Source organism: Erysipelothrix anatis, assembly GCF_009828745.1.
Taxonomy (GTDB): Bacteria; Bacillota_I; Bacilli_A; order Erysipelotrichales; family Erysipelotrichaceae; genus Erysipelothrix; species Erysipelothrix anatis.
In genome coordinates this window covers 17,080-37,094 of sequence record NZ_WTSX01000010.1, presented here as the reverse complement: position 1 = coordinate 37,094, position 20,015 = coordinate 17,080, and the positions used below count along the sequence as shown (strand labels likewise).

At 35.3% G+C, this 20,015-nt stretch carries 18 protein-coding genes, 1 tRNA gene and 1 other RNA gene; 3 read left to right on the top strand and 17 right to left on the bottom strand.

The annotated features are described in order from the left end of the window. The first annotated feature begins 147 nt into the window (after positions 1-147). Positions 148-420 carry a hypothetical protein gene (locus tag GVV19_RS07990; protein WP_159646914.1) on the top strand — a complete coding sequence of 91 codons (273 nt, stop codon included), beginning with the start codon at positions 148-150 and terminating at the stop codon, positions 418-420. A gap of 170 nt (positions 421-590) precedes the next feature. Here GVV19_RS07990 and GVV19_RS07985 read toward each other — a convergent pair whose 3' ends face one another. From GVV19_RS07985 to GVV19_RS07965, 5 genes are all read right to left on the bottom strand, one after another. Beyond that, complete coding sequence (locus tag GVV19_RS07985; RefSeq protein WP_159646912.1) at positions 591-2,552, bottom strand: MucBP domain-containing protein; 1,962 nt, start codon at positions 2,550-2,552, stop codon at positions 591-593. A gap of 378 nt (positions 2,553-2,930) precedes the next feature. Next, positions 2,931-3,362, bottom strand: coding sequence for a hypothetical protein (locus GVV19_RS07980; protein WP_159640328.1), 432 nt, complete (start codon positions 3,360-3,362; stop codon positions 2,931-2,933). A gap of 413 nt (positions 3,363-3,775) precedes the next feature. Continuing rightward, a complete protein-coding gene (locus tag GVV19_RS07975; protein WP_159640325.1) occupies positions 3,776-4,117 on the bottom strand; it encodes a hypothetical protein in 342 nt (113 codons plus the stop codon). A gap of 370 nt (positions 4,118-4,487) precedes the next feature. Then, on the bottom strand, positions 4,488-5,117 hold the full coding sequence (locus GVV19_RS07970; RefSeq protein ID WP_159646910.1) for an ATP-binding cassette domain-containing protein: 630 nt from the start codon (positions 5,115-5,117) through the stop codon (positions 4,488-4,490). A 157-nt stretch (positions 5,118-5,274) separates the two neighbouring features. Beyond that, entirely contained in the window at positions 5,275-7,044 is a 1,770-nt protein-coding gene (locus tag GVV19_RS07965) for a hypothetical protein (RefSeq protein ID WP_159646908.1), read from the bottom strand. A 509-nt stretch (positions 7,045-7,553) separates the two neighbouring features. On the opposite strand from GVV19_RS07965, the gene GVV19_RS07960 reads away from it, so the two are divergent. Next, entirely contained in the window at positions 7,554-8,396 is an 843-nt protein-coding gene (locus GVV19_RS07960; protein WP_159640316.1) for a helix-turn-helix domain-containing protein, read from the top strand. 399 nt (positions 8,397-8,795) lie between these two features. On the opposite strand, the gene GVV19_RS07955 is transcribed toward GVV19_RS07960, so the two are convergent. From GVV19_RS07955 to pepD, 4 genes are all read right to left on the bottom strand, one after another. Beyond that, the gene (locus GVV19_RS07955; protein ID WP_159646906.1) at positions 8,796-9,542 is read right to left on the bottom strand and encodes a helix-turn-helix domain-containing protein; all 747 of its coding nucleotides are present in this window, start codon (positions 9,540-9,542) and stop codon (positions 8,796-8,798) included. Positions 9,543-10,503: 961 nt separating this feature from the next. Beyond that, a tRNA-Leu gene (locus GVV19_RS07950) sits at positions 10,504-10,590 on the bottom strand. 102 nt (positions 10,591-10,692) lie between these two features. Next, complete coding sequence (locus GVV19_RS07945; protein WP_159646904.1) at positions 10,693-11,148, bottom strand: PTS sugar transporter subunit IIA; 456 nt, start codon at positions 11,146-11,148, stop codon at positions 10,693-10,695. A gap of 92 nt (positions 11,149-11,240) precedes the next feature. Beyond that, positions 11,241-12,665: a beta-Ala-His dipeptidase gene (gene pepD, locus GVV19_RS07940; protein ID WP_159646902.1), complete on the bottom strand. Its 1,425-nt coding sequence runs from the start codon at positions 12,663-12,665 to the stop codon at positions 11,241-11,243. 155 nt (positions 12,666-12,820) lie between these two features. Between pepD and mscL the strand changes: the two genes are divergently transcribed. Beyond that, complete coding sequence (gene mscL / locus GVV19_RS07935) at positions 12,821-13,228, top strand: large-conductance mechanosensitive channel protein MscL (RefSeq protein ID WP_159641620.1); 408 nt, start codon at positions 12,821-12,823, stop codon at positions 13,226-13,228. Positions 13,229-13,260: 32 nt separating this feature from the next. On the opposite strand, the gene recD2 is transcribed toward mscL, so the two are convergent. The 8 genes from recD2 to ssrS all read right to left on the bottom strand — a co-directional run bounded on the left by recD2 (position 13,261) and on the right by ssrS (position 19,958). Further along, positions 13,261-15,387: an SF1B family DNA helicase RecD2 gene (recD2, locus tag GVV19_RS07930; protein WP_159646900.1), complete on the bottom strand. Its 2,127-nt coding sequence runs from the start codon at positions 15,385-15,387 to the stop codon at positions 13,261-13,263. An 8-nt stretch (positions 15,388-15,395) separates the two neighbouring features. Continuing rightward, complete coding sequence (locus GVV19_RS07925; RefSeq protein WP_159646898.1) at positions 15,396-16,130, bottom strand: CPBP family intramembrane glutamic endopeptidase; 735 nt, start codon at positions 16,128-16,130, stop codon at positions 15,396-15,398. Further along, on the bottom strand, positions 16,111-17,235 hold the full coding sequence (gene mnmA, locus GVV19_RS07920) for a tRNA 2-thiouridine(34) synthase MnmA (protein ID WP_159646896.1): 1,125 nt from the start codon (positions 17,233-17,235) through the stop codon (positions 16,111-16,113). The genes GVV19_RS07925 and mnmA overlap by 20 nt, the downstream gene beginning before the upstream one ends. 19 nt (positions 17,236-17,254) lie before the next feature. Beyond that, positions 17,255-17,653, bottom strand: a complete 399-nt coding sequence (gene spx / locus GVV19_RS07915) for a transcriptional regulator Spx (protein ID WP_159639033.1) — start codon at positions 17,651-17,653, stop codon at positions 17,255-17,257. 88 nt (positions 17,654-17,741) lie between these two features. Continuing rightward, positions 17,742-18,731, bottom strand: a complete 990-nt coding sequence (trpS, locus tag GVV19_RS07910) for a tryptophan--tRNA ligase (protein WP_159641616.1) — start codon at positions 18,729-18,731, stop codon at positions 17,742-17,744. A gap of 1 nt (position 18,732) precedes the next feature. Further along, entirely contained in the window at positions 18,733-19,446 is a 714-nt protein-coding gene (locus tag GVV19_RS07905; protein WP_159641615.1) for a biosynthetic peptidoglycan transglycosylase, read from the bottom strand. Between the two features lie 31 nt (positions 19,447-19,477). After that, on the bottom strand, positions 19,478-19,708 hold the full coding sequence (locus tag GVV19_RS07900) for a YneF family protein (RefSeq protein ID WP_159646894.1): 231 nt from the start codon (positions 19,706-19,708) through the stop codon (positions 19,478-19,480). An 88-nt stretch (positions 19,709-19,796) separates the two neighbouring features. After that, positions 19,797-19,958: non-coding RNA, 6S RNA (gene ssrS / locus GVV19_RS07895), on the bottom strand. Positions 19,959-20,015 lie beyond the last annotated feature (57 nt).

Sequence of the window (20,015 nt, the reverse complement as noted above, 5' to 3'; positions counted from 1 at the left end):
CACACTGGGTAATCACTAAGATTCACGGCATTAATTAGTTCTGTCACATCGTTGAATTTAAAAATTGAACGAATCACAATACTGGCGACGAGGAATAAACAACAGACCTCTATTATCTATGCTATTATTAAAGAAAGGAGTTCATTTATGAAAAAAATTCGAATTGGCTTACTAGTCCTTTTTAGTCTTATTTTACTCACAGGATGCGTACCCAATAACGTGGCAACTGAAGTAAATCCTGCTGGTTTTTTTAGCGGACTATGGCATGGTTGGATCGCACCATTTTCTTTAATTTTATCTTTTTTTAATCCCGAGTTAAGTATTTATCAAGTATACAATACAGGGTTTACGTATAACCTTGGATTTTATATAGCAATTATATCGGGATTTGGAACTATTGCATTGGAACGACGTAAGTAAAGACACTTAGCACAAAAAAGCATCTCGTGTTCATACTTTGCCAATTGGCATTCAGTATCCATAAGAGATGCTTTTTATTATAGTTTAATGCTAGTGCAACTACTTTTTAGTTCGAATGAATCAGAAACGCTATTTGCATAATTCGTTCCAATATCATTTTTCGTAAAGTTTTATTGTTGACGCGTTGATTTGTTCGTCTCTTCTTTGACAATCAATAGTAGACCGAGTGTAAGTATTAAACTACCTAATACCATGAATGAATTGTTCATTCCGGTTGCGGGTAATGTAGGCTCTACAGGTTTTTCTGGTTCGACCGGTTTCACAGGTGTAACAGTATCTTGTTCGTAGATATAGGTAACGACTTGTGACTCTTGTGTTAATTTTCCAACAACGAGTCCTTCAACATTTTTAAACGTATAACCCTTTAATTCAAGTTTGAAAGTTGGTGTTGATACATCGTATGCATCCCCAACTAAACCGTGAACAACCTTACTTGGCGCTATCGTATTTCCAAAAGTATCGACATAGTTTACAGTTAACTCTGATGTGTTCGCGGGTAGCTTATCATATATAAATGTAACAGTATGTTTTGCGTCAACAAGTGTTCCACTTAACACCCCTTCAATTTTATCAAAAGTAAAACCTTTAATTTCTAGTTTGAACTCAGCTGTTGAGACATCATAGACATCACCAACATGTCCTTGAATCACTTTACTTGGCGCAATTGTATTTCCAAGTTTATCAATGTAATTTACAGTTAATACTGATGGACTAACCGGATTCTTAGTATAGATATAAGTAACTATTTGCGCTTCATCAGTCAATGACCCCATCAATAGACCTTCAGTTTCTTTGAATGAGTAGCCTTCGATATTTAACTTGTAATCAGCTGTTGAAACATCGTAAGCATCACCGACAAGACCTTGAACTGCTTTATTTGGAGCAATCGTATTTCCGAATGTATCCACATATCTAACAGTTAATTCAGTTGGTTGTGGCTCTTCTTTAGTCTCAGTTATGATTGTCTTTATATCTACCGCATGAGATCCTTCTTCATTTATGGTCTTGAACTCTGGGTTCCATCGAACTTTCGCAAAAGCAGTTTCAAATGATTCATCATATCTACTTATATCTGTAATACGGCCTATGGAAACGCCATTTCCTTTTACAAAATCAGACATGTTGTCTGACAGAATCCATGTTTCACCATTATCTTCCATGACTCGAACACTGAGACTATTTTCACTGTTTGAGATTTTGTAGGAGTCTGCGTTATTTTTCAAACTTGAGAATGTATACTGTCCGTTTGCATCGGTCTTTGTTTCGCCAACTACTACATTACCAACCGGTGTATTTTCAATTAGTTGAACAACAGCATTTTCTTTTACAACTGCTGTATCCCACTGAGGTGCATTGGTTTCATTTTCAAGTTCTTGGTACTTAACTTGACCCGAGATTTTAGGCTGGATGACATAAATTTTTTGTGTCGTTGGTTTAGGTTCTTGATTGACAAATTGTGAATCAACCCAATAAGCAAGCGGTTCTTTCCCCGCAAGCTGGTCTTGACTCATATTGTTATAATTTAATTTAATCGTATGTTGAACATTCGCCACGGAATCAATTGCTTGAGTCTCTGATGAATGATTAATGAATTCTAATTTATATCCTTGAACTTCATTAGGATAAATGTAGGTTTGTGTACCTTCATTGTATTGAAGATCTTGTGTAGCAACAGTATAGTTTTCACCATCATTTGTAATGCTGAACACAAATTCTAAGTCTTTCGTCAAGAAATCTTCAATTTTACTTGGTTCTTCCAATAGTAGAAGACTTACTTCCATACCTGGTGCAATACTTTGAATTCCGTCTAAGGGCGCATAGCTTTTTGACCATGCATGTGATGTATCCCAATTATCGAATCGTCTCATATTGAACATATTGGTTCTTGTAAGAATTGACGATTCAGAATTCGGATATACGAGAATACTATTGAATTCCCCGTATGTTTCGCCACCTTGTATTGCTCCACCCATCGTAACTTGATGAGCTAAAACTGGTTCGACCATTGGCGCAACACTCATAAGTAAGAGTGTCAGTGCGACTAAAGTCGAACAGATTTTTCCTTTTTTCATATTTCCCCCCACGTAGTGATTTGACGCTACACTAATATAATAGCACCAGAATGTGATTTATGCGAATTTTTAAAATATTTTTATAAGTCATAGCATTGGTAATTAATCTAAGAAATCCCGAAATTATCAAATATGCACGAATAAAAAGGGTATCATAGCATTTGCGTCAACGCAGATTAGTTCTAAAAGAAATGAATGTAATTGTACATTTATTTAGGAATCGTACTAGGTATCATTAACTTCACGTATCTTATCATTCGAGATATTTCATCTGTACTTTTCAAAAAATGTGCAGATAATCAGAAAAAAAGAAAACCCCCGAATTGAGAATTTTCCTTTATTTTGAACCTAACGTAGGCACTTTTACTCGGTATGAACCTACACTATTTCAAATACATGGGCAATTTGCTCGTACATTTCTTCAATCATAGATTTCTCCACGACAAGTCTGAAAGCAACAAAATCATATTCGTTATCATACATACCATCAATGATCACACACAAATCCCTGCCAAACTCCTCCACCATTAAGTCATCCAATTGCAGTGGTAAATATAGAAGTCCCGTATATATTCTTAACTCAATCAGACTTTTATACCTGTCTCTTTCAAGAGGTGATTTTGGACATTCAAGTAATACATTTTTCACGATATTTCCATTACTATCTCTATAATCAACATAAAGTTTTCGCATAATAACACGATACGCTGGTAAATCTGATGAATGGCCATAAAGCTCGTCTGTGTAACGTTGTAAATCAAGAATCTTATCCTTCATATTGCTAACAATTAATGAGTAGAGTGTGTCCATAATAGTTTTCCTTTAAGTTACTAAGCATACAAGGTATGCTCTACTTTCCTTTCTATTTAGCATTTAGTTTTCTCAAATCAATTAAATTTAACTTTGAAGACAAATAGAATAAACTGCTTCCTTGTATATCCTCACTAAAGTATTGAATAGTACCTAGACTTTTATCAATACACTATGTTTTCTTAACATACAATTACATGAAAAAATCGCATATCCTTGTAATCACTTTAGGAGATTAAAGTCAAGAAATGCTACAAAACGCTTCTAGGTTCTATTGATGCGGAAAGACCCTATTCTGTATTACAAGTGAAATCTGTAGACTCTATTTGTTTAATCATCATATCGCGAGATAAATAGGTCCCTCGATTTATGTTTTTATTTGGACTTATATTTCTCATGATCAGATTTTCGCCTCACACTAATTCCAAATCATACTCATAGTTCTGTACTATTGATGTATCTTCATAGATTTCATTTGATACTCTTATTCCATTATTTTCATTAAACTCTGATTCACTTTCTTTGTACATTTTAAAAGCCGAATCTCTATCTTCCATAGAATCAAAGTTTAGTATTCCAACAGCATCCATTTTTTGTATTTCATCACCCTGGGCAATTATTGTATGCGTGAATGAACTGTAGTTTGAAAAAGAATAATTACTCTTACATACTGTAACAGTTCTTAACGAATCATTATTTGAAGCACACCCTACTACAAGTAATAGCAGTATACTGATTACAGTTACTCTTTTCATATTATCACCCTCCTCTATTTCACACTTATTCCTGATACGATCGATGATGAAGCGCTTGTAGAGCAATAAGAATTCAAATTGAACTAAGTCTATTGTTTAAAATATTCCTACCGCAATTACTAGTGTTCGTTCCTTCGAAATACTTGATATTTTGTCTTATTTCCAAGGTTTTGACGTAGCTTCATTGAAAAGTGCTATGTATCAACCTAACATAAGTAGCACTCAATACATATAATCATTGCATACCTGCATCATCAATTATTGGAAAATTCAGTGTCATGGCATAGTTTGATGGTCGAAAGTGATATTGTGGAACACTATCTAAAGATATACTATTAGATACACGATCCATTAACCCTCACTCTGGTGATTACTCAATTTTCACGGTTCTCTTTGCATAACTCGCAACAGTTGCACTATGTGTTACGACAACAATTGTGCAGCCTTCCTGATTTATCTCATTAAAATATTGCATCACTTCTTTTTCATTTTCACTATCTAACGATGCTGTTGGCTCATCAGCAATAATTAGCTTAGATTTCTTAAGGAAGACTTTTGATAATGCGACTCTTTGTTGTTCTCCTCCTGACAGCTCGTAAACTTTTTTATCTAAAATATCAATTAAACCTACTTTACTCAATGCTAAATTAATTGCTTCCTGCCTTTCCACTTTGCTCATTTTTTTGACGTTTAGAAGTAAAGATAAGTTGTATTCTACGGTTTTATTATCAATAAGCCCGTAATTTTGAAAGATAAAAGAAATGTCATTTTTCAAAATCTGTCTTTTATCACTCGATCTTGAAATTATTTTTCCATCATATTTAACTACACCTTCAAATTCAGAATCAATGAGCCCAAGTATATTAACCAATGTGGTTTTACCACAACCACTTTCACCCATTAAAGCCATAAATTCTCCAGATTCAATCAAAATGTTGAAGTTGTTTAGAACCACTCTTTGACCATATTTCTTTACGATATTTTCAGCTTGAATTTTCATTTGTTGCCTCCTACAATAGCCAGCAGATCACATAATAATATTAATATCAACGGTAGTATATAATTCATTGGACTTATTTTCAGAATCACACTTCCAAGTATTGACACAAGTAAGTACATAAACATATTGTTTACGAGATAATCTCTCGTTGATTTTTTTAAAGCATACCCTTCTGATATATATATATTCTATCTACGCTTACATAGTTCTTTCTAGATATTGCGACATTACTAAAATTGCACAATAGCAAAACACTTAGTGTCACAATCAAAACACAAATCGCTCTTAGCGCAGTCTTCGCAAATATATGTTGTACTTCAACATATGCTTCATTTAAGCTAATTGATATCAAAGGAGTTCCCAAGTTTTTACTTAAAGTCAGAGAATTAATGTAGTTTTGAAAATCGCTCTCACTTCCATCAAACTTTATGATTGAATGATAGATTGTGTTCTCAGTAGGTATATATATTATTAACCTATCATCGCCATCAACAATCATCAATCTATTTTTGAGAGCATAATCTCCTAATGGTTTCTCAAGTTCATTAAACACAAATTCATTAAAGCTGTTAGGGAAGTAGTCCGCTAACATACTCGGTAAAAATGTTTTATCGGATGGAGCATAAAAATATATTTCATAATCCATCACTGAAATTTTCGCTCTTTCAAAATAATCCTCATTTACGCTTACGATTATTTGCCCATTATCATTTTCATATGCACTGTAGACAAATTTTTCCAAGTCGATGCTTTCATACAAATCTCGAGACATTTCTTCTGTCATCATTCTAGAATCATTATTGCTTCCGTCTATTGCATAATATCCATCATACTTCTCAAAGTATTCTCGTGAATTAGAACGCATCGAAGTGTACCTCATAACATCATCAACCACTGCAGGAACTGTGGTTAAGAGCATGAATACAGTAGCTATTTTAAGAAACATAACGAGATATTGGATTCTTCTTAAAGGTAATCTTCCTTTAATTAGTTCACTTTCTTTGTGCTTACAAATGATCCAAATCATGAGCCAAGCGGCTATAAGCAACACAATGATTGAAAACATCAAATAAATCAATTCGATTTTGATAAGATATTTTGTGATACTCCTGTACGGATAAACATAAAGAATTAATCCTAACTGTATCGGTGCAATTATAAAGAATGGCCACAGTGAAAGTTTATTAATTGTGAGACTTTTCCAAATATTGAGAGAACTATATCCCTCAATTTTTCTTATGATTATTTCTTTAGAGTTTGATAAAATTGCATTAAAAACAACTAGTACCTGGATACACAAAAAAGAAAAGTAAAGATATGTGTTCATATTAAATATTCTTAATATGAAGGAATCTTGCACATACACTTCTGATTTAACAATTTGTGCATTATAATTGCTTGCAATTGAGCTAAGTAAAGATACTATTTGCTTATTTTCAATATTTAGAGGTATTGTCACATTAATTTTAAAATTTTCTAACTGCAGACTCGTGGGTAAAGTATCCACCAAGTCTAAGCTAAGTACGCTTTTAGAGAAAACTTGAAATAAATTGGTGAATCCGTTATTTATGCTTGAGAAATTACCTATTTCAATCAATTTAGCGTTCCGAATCGGTAGATTATTAATGTACGATCTATCGTTCGTTTTTGCTATAATACTTAAACGGTCTTCGCGCACTTTACTCACATCTATAATATATATATTAAACTCTAACTGACTGAATAAGATATCAAGTTCATTCAACAGTCGATTTTTATTGTTGCTATCTGCTGAATCACTATCAAAAACCATGTAATAGGATTCAACTTCTTCGTTATCATAGTTTTCGATAGTTATTGACTCAGAAAACCTATCTACTTGGAAAATTGACATTAGTAACGTAAAAGTAAAAACACTTAATAAGATCATGTTAATTGTTTTCTTCATTTACTATTCCTCTCATCATCACAGGATACACATGATAATTTCGATACATTAATCTTAAGACTTATAGTAAAATACTACCAAACAAAATTTTCATTTTACAGTATATCTGTCCAAGTCGTCGTTATTTGCACTTATTTGGTAGTTTTAAACAGACTGATGCTTTGCAAGAGTCAAGGCTAAGTCATTCGACAGTTTAAAGTCGAGTTGGTATTCCATTATCAAAATAGCTCTTTTCTACTACGATACTTATCGCTAACCTTAAACACTTTTATAACAATTAATAATTCCCAGCGTAAGATGTAGAATATTTTAAGTGAATTTCTAGGATTGATTAGTTCCCAAAAGATCGCTATCATGACATCTCATTGACAGAAGATTATTACCGTATTATTATGAAAACAATAAGTAAACACTAATTCAAGCGTTACTTGAATCTATAATTCAAGGAGCGCTTGCTTTATAATGTGACACTCAGATTGTAAGATTTAGTTAGAAAGCGAGGTATGATTATGAAAATCACTCACAATGTCAGTACATTTAATATGGATCGCCTTGGTAAGGTAATTGCCGCACAACGGAAACAACGAAACCTTACTCAAGGAGAACTAGCAGAAACACTTGGTGTAAGCCATCAAGCAGTATCATCTTGGGAAAATGGATTAACAAGTCCCGATATTGGAAAATTATCAGAACTCTCACAAATTTTTTCAATTTCAATTGATGAACTACTTGGAAATGTAAGGATGGCAGAATCTGTTCGAAAGATAGAAAATGATGAACCATTAAACGAGAAAGAAATTATTGATATTGCTCCAATTACAAAGCCCGATCTTTTCGAAAAAGTATTTAGTAAAGTTGACCCTGAAGATTTCACGGTCGAATCACTGATTGCAATTGCTCCTTTTATGGAAACAAGTCAAATTAATGCCTGGATTCTTGAAAACATTGATCGTTATAAAATTCAGGACATTGTGCCATTGGTTGCGTTTATAGATGAAGAAGATCTAAATATGATCATCCGAAAATTAAAACTACGAGAAGATTTCAAACTCTCAGACATCGTACCTTTTGCTCCATTTATGGATGCAGAGACTATTAATAATTTATTCACTTATGCTCACGAGAAAAGTGACATGGAAGGTATTGAAGGCCTATATCCGTTTGTAGAAGATGCTGTACTACGCAAACACGTTGAACTTACTCTGTCTATGCCGAATGCGCGTGTTGAAGGCTTGATTCCTCTCGCACCATTTGTGGATACTGAAACGATTGATATGATTTTAGATTATTTAATACGAGAAAAACGAATGTCTGATATTACACCATTCGTTGTATTCGCTTCACAACATTAATAGCTCAAAGTAATCACGAATTTCAATCAAGCAATCATTTAATACTTTTTACAATTTTAAAACCTCTACTACTGTAATTACGAACATACAGTTCTGTATTAAACAGTATCAGAGGTTTTCTTTTTGTAATAAAAGACACTCGTAATGAGTGTCCTCTTTGTTTGAATGTTTTTTTGATGCCTACCAGGACATTGCCCTAAATCATTCTCATGATTACATCACACCTATATGATTATGTCGCTCCTTACCTACTTACCGTCTATTGAGCTTCTCAGTGGACGGTTACCTTTAATTTAAGTATGTTATAACATAAATTATGAAAAATACAATGCTACAAAGCTCAACCTTCGTACAGTATAAAAAAAAAAAAAAAAAAAACACCTTGAACATTAACAATTTCTAGTTATCTCGATGCAGCACTTCGTATATATTCTCTCCCTTGATAATGATTTCTATGATTTCATTATCATCATAAACCGTGACTCCCTTTTTCATTAGGTAATCACATATTATTGGTAAACTTTTTGTCACTTGAGGTGTCGATGTTTGAGTATGAACTTTTCCATCACTTGTTCTAAACACTACCTGAAATATATCTGGATGAAAATCAAATGGACTCATTCTTAGACGTTTCACATAATTTATCGAAAAACTGTTTATTTCATTGAACGAATAATTTAGCACATTACGGTCTTTAGAAAAAACTGATCGAATTTTTTGAATTGTATTTTTATAGTCAACAACTTTAATCCCTTGCTTTGTAATGATTATCTTGCCTTCCTTAATAGAAGTTACCGTTATTAACACGAGAAAAATTAGCACGAAACTAAACACAACAAGATTATTTCCTCCATATACTATGAAAGAAAACAATAATGAAATTATTATACCAATGAGCAAATTTCTTCTGAAAGAGTGCTCTCCAATTTGGAATGGTTTCACCAAAAATTTTGCTCCTCGCAAAAGTTCATCTATTGATATATCATACAAATCACTAAGAATAATTATATTCTCCAGATCAGGTAATGATTCTCCCCTTTCCCATTTAGAGACTGCTTGCCTTGTGACATAAATTGTCTCAGCGAGCTGTTCTTGTGTAAAGCCAATCTTTTCTCGATGAAGTCGTAGTAATTCATTTATTTTCATTTTGTAATCCTCCGTATACCAGAAGTATATCCTTGTTTATAGAATTCGTAACGCAACTTGCGGTTGCTTACATAATCAAATGATAGAATTCTCTCTTCTTAAACTATACCTATTCAGAACTGCATCTAATTTCTACAATAATTATAGCAAATTATGAGTCGACAGCATTTCTTACTTCAAGCACTGGTAATATACTGTAAATATAGGCAGTAAATAGGAAAAATCATAAACAATACGAAATGAAAGGGAACCTATTTATCTCAAACAAATAAACTCGATATTCTGAAGATTAATAAGAATGTATTTTGCTCTCTATCATGATGATTAAACTCAGGTTCGTCTTTTTATTGAAAATGTCATATCAATTAGCCTTGGACGAGTTTACATACTCTTAAAATTTATGCTTTTACCTCCTATATATACTGTTAAACCTGCATCCAAACCTTCGTAACATACTAATGATGACGATGTATTAGTTTTCTTAACCAAAATTCAATATTTTAGAACCCAATCATTTATGTGTTTCAAAGAAGTCATCAATGTATTGAGTGGATTTTACTTGGTTGTGGTACGCCTTGTAAGATTGCAAAATTGAACCGTCTAAAAGTTCATAGGCCTTATGTTTTTTTGGGCTTATTCATTATCTTCGATTGTTTTATCAGGATCAAAAAATTCAACATTTTTATTTATCATATCTGCAAGAGATACAATAATTTACTGTAACATAGCGTCAATGATATGAGATAATGTGCTACCATATGCAGCATATGGCAGTATCTGAAAAATTGTCGGTGCAAGCACTTTTTTTGCAAACACTCTAACTGTTAATCCTGAATTGTTAAACTCATTTTTTATATGTTTAGAAACCAACGTTTTCAGTGGCCATCTATTCGTTTTATCTTCTTTCAGTAAATACAAAAAACTCTGAATTAGTTAAAATTCAGAGTTATTATTCATCTTATGGTGCCCGAGGACGGACTCGAACCGTCATGAGTTTTACCTCGCTGGATTTTGAGTCCAGTGCGTCTACCGATTTCACCACTCGGGCATTGCTTAACTATAATAATCCAATTAGCCCGATAAATCAATAGAATTTAGGATTAAAGTTAATAAAATTAGCACAATTTTCTATTGGTAGAGAAAAATACGATTAGACAAATTTAAATATATCTGATTCTCCGTATTTAACGTGTTTTCCCTCTGCAATTAGCTTAATTTTCTGGCCTGTCGTAAAAACTATTGGGCTAATTGTGCTATACCCTTTTTCATTGATGAAATTCAAATCCAATTTCGAAATCAACTGACCCTGCTTAACATAATCACCAATATCAACAAGTGTTTCAAATCCCTTACCATTCAATGAAACGGTATCAATTCCCAAGTGAATAATAAATTCAGAACCATCATCACAAATGAAACCAATGGCATGTCCTGTAGGAAAAAGCATATTTACCTCACCATCAATGGGTGCATAGATTTCTCCCAAAGTAAGATCGATAGCGTAGCCCTCACCCATGATTTGATTTGCAAACACTTCATCTGGCACGTCTTCCAATCCCAAAATAGTACCACTTCCAAATGAATTAAACTTTAATTTACTGGTCATGATTCTTCCTCCATATTACTTATAATACCACATTCTACAAGTTCGGTATATTGATACTGAAAAGCCCTCAGACAACTCTGGGGGCTTTGTGATTAATAATTATTGAGTCCTTCTAACAGAACGACTAAAAACTCATATGTGCGCTCAAATGAGCCAATATCAAGTCTTTCCAAAGGTGTATGAATATCATACATAATTGGACCAAAGCTAACAATATCTGATCCCGGAAGTTTGTCACTCCAAATCCCGAGTTCCATACCACCATGCGTTGCTTCGTGTTTCATTGCTTCGCCACGGAGTTCACGGTAAGCTCTCTCAGTATGTTCACGGAATTTTGATTGTGGATCGTACATCCATCCGGGATACTTCGCAGAAAATTCCGATTGCATGCCACATTGTCGACCAATCCAATCAACTTGAGCTAGGACAGTGTCCTTCACAAATGCTTGTGTTGCACGAATTGACATTTGGACTTCATAAGTTGTGTCAGTTAGGGTTACTTTACCAATATTGCTTGATGTAATAACGAGTCCTTCGATATCTTTACTCATTTGGATGACACCATATGGTAGCATGAATAATGATGTAATAACTGCGCGAGAAGCATCGATATCTAGTACTTTTTCTGTTTCACCTTCTGTTAAAGAAAATGCTAAGCCAGCATCACTTGCAGCATACTGAAGTTTAAATTCATTTGTTGCAGTCTCATAGAAATCCTTAAATGCTTGGATATCTTCCACGGCAAGTGTAAATGTCGCTTCTCGTGTGATGGCATTCATTTTATCTCCACCTGCAAAAGCTACAACACGAACATCCATCAATTGCGCAGCACGATACATGAGTATCCCTGCAATTTTATTAGCATTTCCACGTTCTTTATCAATTTCACCACCAGAGTGCCCACCAAAGAGTCCCGTGATTGCTACTGTTACTGTTTTCATTGTCTTATTTTCAAATGTAACATCACGATTTAAAACTGCACGTGCACCACCACATGAAGATACATAAATCTCCGATTCACCAGATGAGTCAAGACCAATCACTAAACGTGATTCGAGCATCGACACATCGATTTTCTCAGCACCTGTTAATCCTGTCTCTTCTTGGACTGTAAATACACATTCCAATGCAGGATGTTTCGCATTTTTATCATCAAGAAGTGCCAACATATAGGCAACAGCAACACCATTATCAGCTCCTAATGTTGTGCCTTTCGCTTTGAGAAACCCATCTTCTTCATAAAGCTCTAATCCATCAGTATCAAAGTTGTGATCACTGCTGCTGTCTTTTTCTGCGACCATATCAGTATGACCTTGAAGCATGACGGATGGTGCGTTTTCGTAACCTGTTGATGCCGGTTTAAAAATAATAACGTTCCACATTGCGTCAGAAATAACTTTGAGGCCACGTTCATTGGCAAAATTTACGAGATAATCATGCATGCCTTTTTCGTTGAAAGAAGCACGAGGAATAGCGCTTATCGCTTTAAAGTAGTTCATAATTGTTGATTCATTCATTGTAATATCCTTCTTTCTAATGTGATTATCATATCATATATTTGGACTCTGAATCGCATTTAATTTTTATTTCATATCCTTTGTGTATCGCCTCTATATTTGTTAGTATTAAGTTAGTATTTGAAATTTCAAGTAATTATAAGGAGGAGGATTACATGAAAAAATTTCTAGCAGAATTTAAAGAGTTTGCGATGAAGGGAAATGTTCTCGACATGGCAATTGGGGTTGTTATTGGGGGCGCATTCGGGAAAATTGTTACCTCTTTAGTTAATGATATTATTATGCCATTAGTTGGTGTCGTAACAGGTGGTGGATCGTTTGATTCATTGAACATCCTTTTAAGACCTGATGAAACGAACCCACTGACATTAAACTACGGGTCATTCATTCAGACTACGATAGATTTCTTAATCATCGCCATGAGTATCTTTGTTGCAATTAAGGCAATCAATAAGTTCTCGAAAAAACAAGAAGCTGAAGTTGTTGAAGAAGCACCAGCAGCACCAAGCGAGGAAGTCATACTTCTCCAAGGTATTCTTGAAGAGTTAAAATCAAAAAAATAGTAAAAAAGAGTTGCACCATTGTGTAACTCTTTTTATTTGGATCGCATGCGTTCTTCAAGATAAGTCTGCCGTTTGGATTCATGATGATTATCAACAGCTCTTCTGAATGCATCATATTCCCCCACTAAAATTAGTGATTTCGATGAACGTGTTGCACCAGTATAATACAAACGACGCGACAACATTCGATAAAAATCTGAAACTGCAACTAGGATTACAATTGGGTACTCACTCCCCTGTGCTTTATGAACACTCATTGCATAAGCATGCGTAATGTTTATAAAATTCGAAGGCTCATACTCAACAAAATTGCCATCAAAATCAACGACCATATACTTGGAGTCTACTTCGACTAAGGTCCCTATGTCACCATTAAAAACAAAGTCGTCTGGTTGATTTTTGAGTTGAAGAATTTTGTCTCCTTCTCTGAATATTCGAGTTCCCACCATATGTTGCGGTTTAGAAATACTCTCTGGGTTACACATTTTTTGAAGAAAATGGTTTAAGTTATCAATCCCAGCAATACCGTCATACATTGGAGCCAGCACTTGGATATCCTGCAAGCTATACCCTTTGGATAAGGCTTGATCCACCAGTTTAAGGACGATATCCTTAACGCTACCATAGCGAGCATCAAAGAACTTCACATCACGATGATACGATGCCACTTCAAAAATCCCTTGATTCATATTCACCGCAAGGTCAATGACTTCAGAGCCTGATTCTTGACGATAATTACGTTCCAATTCAATGGTTGAAATAGCTTTGGATGCAATCAAGTCACCCAGTACAAATCCACTTCCTACCGAAGGCAACTGATTTTGATCACCTACAAACAGAAACTTTTTAACACGACCACTTGCTTTTAATAGGTTCGCAAACAACCAAATGTCAACCATCGAAAACTCGTCAACAATTAAGATGTCTGCCTCAAGAGGATTATCCTCATGCATACCAAATTGATTTGACTCCAAATCCCAACGAAGTGCCGAGTGAACTGTAGACGCCTGTACATTTGTTAATGCTTCCATACGTTTTGCGGCTCGTCCTGTTGGAGCACACAACGTTATCTGAAGCCACGGCATATTTTTTTGAAGTAAAGTGACTATCCCGGATAATAACGTACTTTTACCAGTACCTGGTCCCCCTGTTAAAATCATCATATTTGATGCCATAAATTCTTTAATAGCATGTAGTTGGACATCATCAAAATCAATTCGCAAATCTTGCGCCACAGCATCAATTTTTTCATCAATATCATCAAGTAAAAACTCATCCGCTGGATAATTGAATTCTTTTAAGAAATCTGAGACATATGTCTCACTTTCATATTGGGTATAATGATAGAGACGGTCTTCATCTTCAACAAGTTCACCATGTTCTATTAATGCGTCAATCGCGATTTCTGCACGTTCCAACTCCGATGGACGTATACTCTCTATAAGTTGTTCTCGGAAAATGTAACTGTCACCTTGCCCAAATGCTAGCGTTTTATAGCGATCAAGCATGAGTGCTTCAATTCTATTTGGGTCATCCATGTCGTAACCTAATGACATCGCTACTTTATCTGCTGTTTTAAATCCAATGCCATCAATATCATAAACCAGACGGTACGGATTACTTTTTATCAACGGTACAGATTCCTCGCCATACGCCTTAGTAATTTTAATGATTTGCTTATTACCCAGTCCATTCGCTATCAAAAAAGCTACAGCATCTTCAATTGGATCTTGGTAGCGAACTTTTTCCATAATCAACTCAGCTTTACCTTGTGTAATGCCTTTGCATTCAATTATAAAGTCAGGATTATTTCTTATATCATCTAAAATTGTTGCCCCATATTTATCTACAAGTGCTTCTGCAGATTTTTGACCAACTCCTGGAAAATTTGGACCACTTAAATAACGAATGATGAAATCACGATCTTGTGGCATCATTTTCTGGTATGCACTTACGGCAAACTGCATCCCAAAGCGAGGATCCTCTCGATAAGTACCTGTGAATTCATAGAATGACTCAAGCTCCAAAGCACTGATAGGTCCTTTGATCGTTAAGGGTTTTTGATTGGTATTAAAAAGAACAATTCTAAAGATACCAAATCCAGATTGCTCATTTACAAATATCGCTGAATCTACGACGCCTTTAACAGTTTGTTCCATACTTACCCTCATCCTATCATTAGTATTATTCCTATATAGCCTATCAAGTTATTCAAAAAATGTATACCGATTGAGGTGAAAATTGTCTCTGTTTTCGCAACATATTTTGCGAGTAAAAATCCCATAACAGTATATTGAAATAAATATATCGGTAAAAGCAACGAAATACCCATGCTATCGCCGGGCCAGGCATGAAACATTCCAAATAGTAATGAAGAGATAATGACTCCAATACGTTGTGAACTCTCAAAACCAAATTTTTGATACAAAACACCCCGAAACACAATTTCTTCGACAAATGGCGTTACACATACGATCGAAAAAAATGCACTGATTGGACTATTCAAAATCTTCATATATACGAGTTCTTGATTTGCCGCTATCGCACCATTACCCCATATCAACAGAATTATCCAATTCATGAATAAATTTACGATGCCGAGAATTACTGCTCCTATCACCATTTGCTTGCATAAATATCGCCATCGTTTTTTTAAATCTCGAATTAATAAGCGCAATGTCTTTCGAACGATATAAAGCATTCCAAAGAATCCTACACCTAGCGAAACGACCATTATTCCTGAATACGATGTCTTGATTTTAAGTATGTCCAGGGATACCCACATTCCTAAAAGTGGATATGCAAATTGCATACCCACAAAGTAATGTGCCAATACACCTAAAGTCTCCTTGAGCGTAAATATAGCATTCTTATTTGATTGATTAAGCGAGACGTGAGTCATACTTAACTTCTTTACCATGAATATCAAATACTCGATCAATGCGACCACCACCGAGCACTTCATCTCCAAGATAAAAGACTGCTTCTTGTCCTAATGTTACTGACTTTACATCTTCTAACATTGTAACTTCAATGCGCGTGTCATCAAACCATGTAATACGAACTTTTAAGTCTTTTTGGCGGTAACGGAACTTCGCCGTTGCATCCATTGTTGCTTTAGGTCTGTCTGAGAACCAGTTCATCTCAGCAATCTCTGCTTTTGAGGCAAAGAGCATTGGATGGTCTGATCCTTTACCAACATAAATCGTGTTCGTTGAAAGGTCTTTCCCAACTACGAAGAATGGTCCAACTGATGTATTAATATTCAATCCGTGTCGTTGTCCAATGGTATAAAACATGACGCCTTGATGACGTCCAATTTCCTTCCCTGAATCAACTTCAACAATTGATCCTTCAGAATCTTTGAGGTAGTTTTTTAAGAAATCACGGTATTCACGTTCACCAATAAAACAGATTCCAGTTGAATCCTTTTTGGTAGCAACTGGTAAATCTAATTCTAAGGCAATTTTACGAACTTCTTCTTTATTAAGTTCCCCTAATGGAAACATAACACGTGGTAAAACTTCTGGTTTCACACGGCTCAAGAAATATGTTTGATCTTTGTTTTGATCTTCTGCTCTAAACATTTTACCATCTTTAGTCACTGCATAATGCCCTGTAGCAAGCATATCAAAGCCATTTTTATCCATAAAATCATAGAATGAATCAAATTTTACATATCGGTTACAAAGAATATCTGGATTAGGGGTATGTCCTCGTTCTGTTTCTGCTAGAAAGAAGGAAAAGACATTGTCCCAGTATTCTTTGACATAATCGACACGAAGCAATGGAAGACCTAAGTGGTCAGCAACTCGTTTCGCATCTGCATAGTCGACTTCCTGTGTACACATGTCGTCCATAATTGTTGGGTTACCCATAATATCATTATTGGCAAACGAATCCCAGTTACGCATAAAAGCGCAAGTAACATCATGTCCTTGCGACTTCAATAAGTGAGCAGCGACTGCGCTATCGACGCCCCCTGATAAACCTACTAATACTTTCATAATACCAACTTTCTATTGCTTATAATTCAGATGCTGTTTCCATAGAAATACGATGCGACTGTCTCATTTCAGACGGCAAAAATGCATCAATTTCCTCTTCATCATAACCTACCAAGAAAGTTTTTTCATTCATAACGATTGGTCTTTTAAGAATTGAAGGATGTCTTTGTATGAAAACGATTAATTCATTAATTGATAATGCATCAAGATCGATTTGTGATTCTTGCATAACTTTTGAGCGCTTGGAAATAATATCCTCAGTTCCATTTTCGCTACGCATCAAAAGATGTTTAATTTCTTTTTCACTCAACATAGATGTGAAAATGTTTTTCTCAATGAACTTGAGATTACGTTCTTTTAGCCATTGTCGCACTTTGCGGCACGACGCACATCCGGGAGATGAGTATAGTACAATCATAAGAGACCTCCTCTTTTACTTATCATTATAACGTGTAAAGCCTTTATTTCATAGTGTTTTTTGCGTTAGATTGGTGTGTGATATTATGTTACAACCAATCTAAACCCATTTTACGTTGGACGTCTTCAAGCGTCTTTTTCGCTGTTGGACGCATTGCTTCTGCACCCTTCTCAAGGACTTCAGCAAGGTATTCTCCTTGGTTAAATTTCTCATAGCCTGTTTGAAGCATTTCCAACTCTGCAACAACCCGATCGGCAACCGCTTTTTTGAATCCTCCATATTGTGAGTCTTTAAACTGCGCTTCTGCTTCAGGAATTGATATATTCTCTAGTGCTGCATAAATGGTAAGCAAATTAGACACTCCAGGTTGATTCTCAACATCATACTTCACAACACCAAGTGAATCGGTTACTGCAGACATAATTTTTTTACGTGCTGATTTAAGATCATCACGAAGATAAATAACGCCTTTTTCGCCCTCAGTGTCTGACTTGCTCATTTTTTTCGTTGGATCTTGAAGTGACATTATTTTGCTTCCAACTTTCGCAATGACAGGTTCTGGAATCACAAAAGTATCACCAAAGCGATTGTTGAATCGTTCTGCAGTATTACGTGCAAGCTCTACATGTTGTTTTTGGTCCTCACCTACTGGTACTAAATCAGCTTGATGAATAACAATATCAGCGGTCATTAGTGTCGGATATGTATAGAAGCCACCACTGAGTGACATCCCTGTATCTTTTTTGTCTTTATATTGAGTCATTCGATTTAACTCACCCATTGGCGTTACACAAGACATAATAAAACCTAATTGAGCAATCTCTTTCACATCACTTTGTAAAAAGATGGTACATTTCTCAGGATCCAATCCACTTGCTAAATAAAACAACAAGGCGTCCTTGAGGTTTGTCTCAAGTTCTTGGGGATCAATCGGCATTGTAATACAATGCAAGTTTGCAATAAACACATTCACATCGTACTCTTCCTGAGATTGGACAAAAGGTCTCAAAGCGCCAATGTAGTTTCCTAACGTTAATTGTCCAGTGGGTTTAATTCCACTAATCATTCTTTTTTTCATGTTAACCTCCGTAAATATCGGTATCGTAAATTTCTTGAGCACGTGCTTCAGTAATGACTTTCGTTTTAACAAGTCGATTAAGTACGTGTCGCTGTCGTGCTTTCGCACCTTCATAATTTGTACTCAGTTGATAATGCGACGGCGCTTGCGGGATACCTGCAAGTATTGTTGCCTGGGCATCCGTTAAATCAATCGGATCGACACCAAAATAGCCATGTGTTGCTGCTTCCAGACCATCATAACCATCGCCATAGTAATTCATATTAATGTAAATCGCTAGAATTTCTTCTTTACTAAATGTTTTTAGCATATCACGCGCAACAAAATATTCGGCCACTTTGCGTCGAAGCGTCATTTCATCGCCAAAATAAAAATTCTTTGCGATTTGTTGTGGGATTGTACTGCCACCTTCAACATAACTAAGATTCTGGATATTTCGTAACGTTGCTCGCGAGAGTGCGATATAATCCAACGTTGTCCAGCGTGTCATGAAGCGGGCATCCTCAGTTGCGATAACACTCGCCTTTAACATTTCAGGTAATTGATCGGCATAGACAAAATCATCCTCTGCCATTTCATCCGCAAACATTTGCGTAACAGGACGCTCCGCTATCGCTCGCGTATATTCTTCGTAACCTTGGTATACAATCCATCCCGTAACTGCTAAGACAGCGAGGGCAACCACCAATAAACCTTTGAGTATTTTCTTCTTCATTTTAATGAAAAAACACAGTCGCCTGTGTTTTCTATTGACCCATCGATTTCATAATTTGACGAATCTGCGCTTCTGAAGGCTTACGCCCCATCTGCATATACATTGCACGAATCATTTTTTCGTTGATTGGTGGATTTTCTTTAATTTGTTTTTCAAACATATGTTTTGTTATGAAGAAAGTTGCGATTCCTCCAATAACTGCTCCAAGTAACACCCATCCAATACTGATGAGAGTTGTGTTCGCTTCAAGAATACTTAACATGGTTTCACCATCCTTATTAAACTAATTTATATCTATATTCTATACTGTTTAGTGGGTAAAAACAACCCCAGACTCCCTCTTAAACACAAAAAAACCCAGAAGGTTGATATTGTCCCCTGTTTCTTACAGGTGGGTGTTCTGTCTCTTGGTTTGGGATTCTAACACGTAGCTAGTTTTCACGCTGCCGCAAGTACATCCGAACTCCCTTATATCAAAGTGTCGGAAAAATATTAGTTCCTTCTAGGCATTTATATTATATCACAATTTGACCAAACCACAAGATTTGTAACCGCTATCCACCTGATAT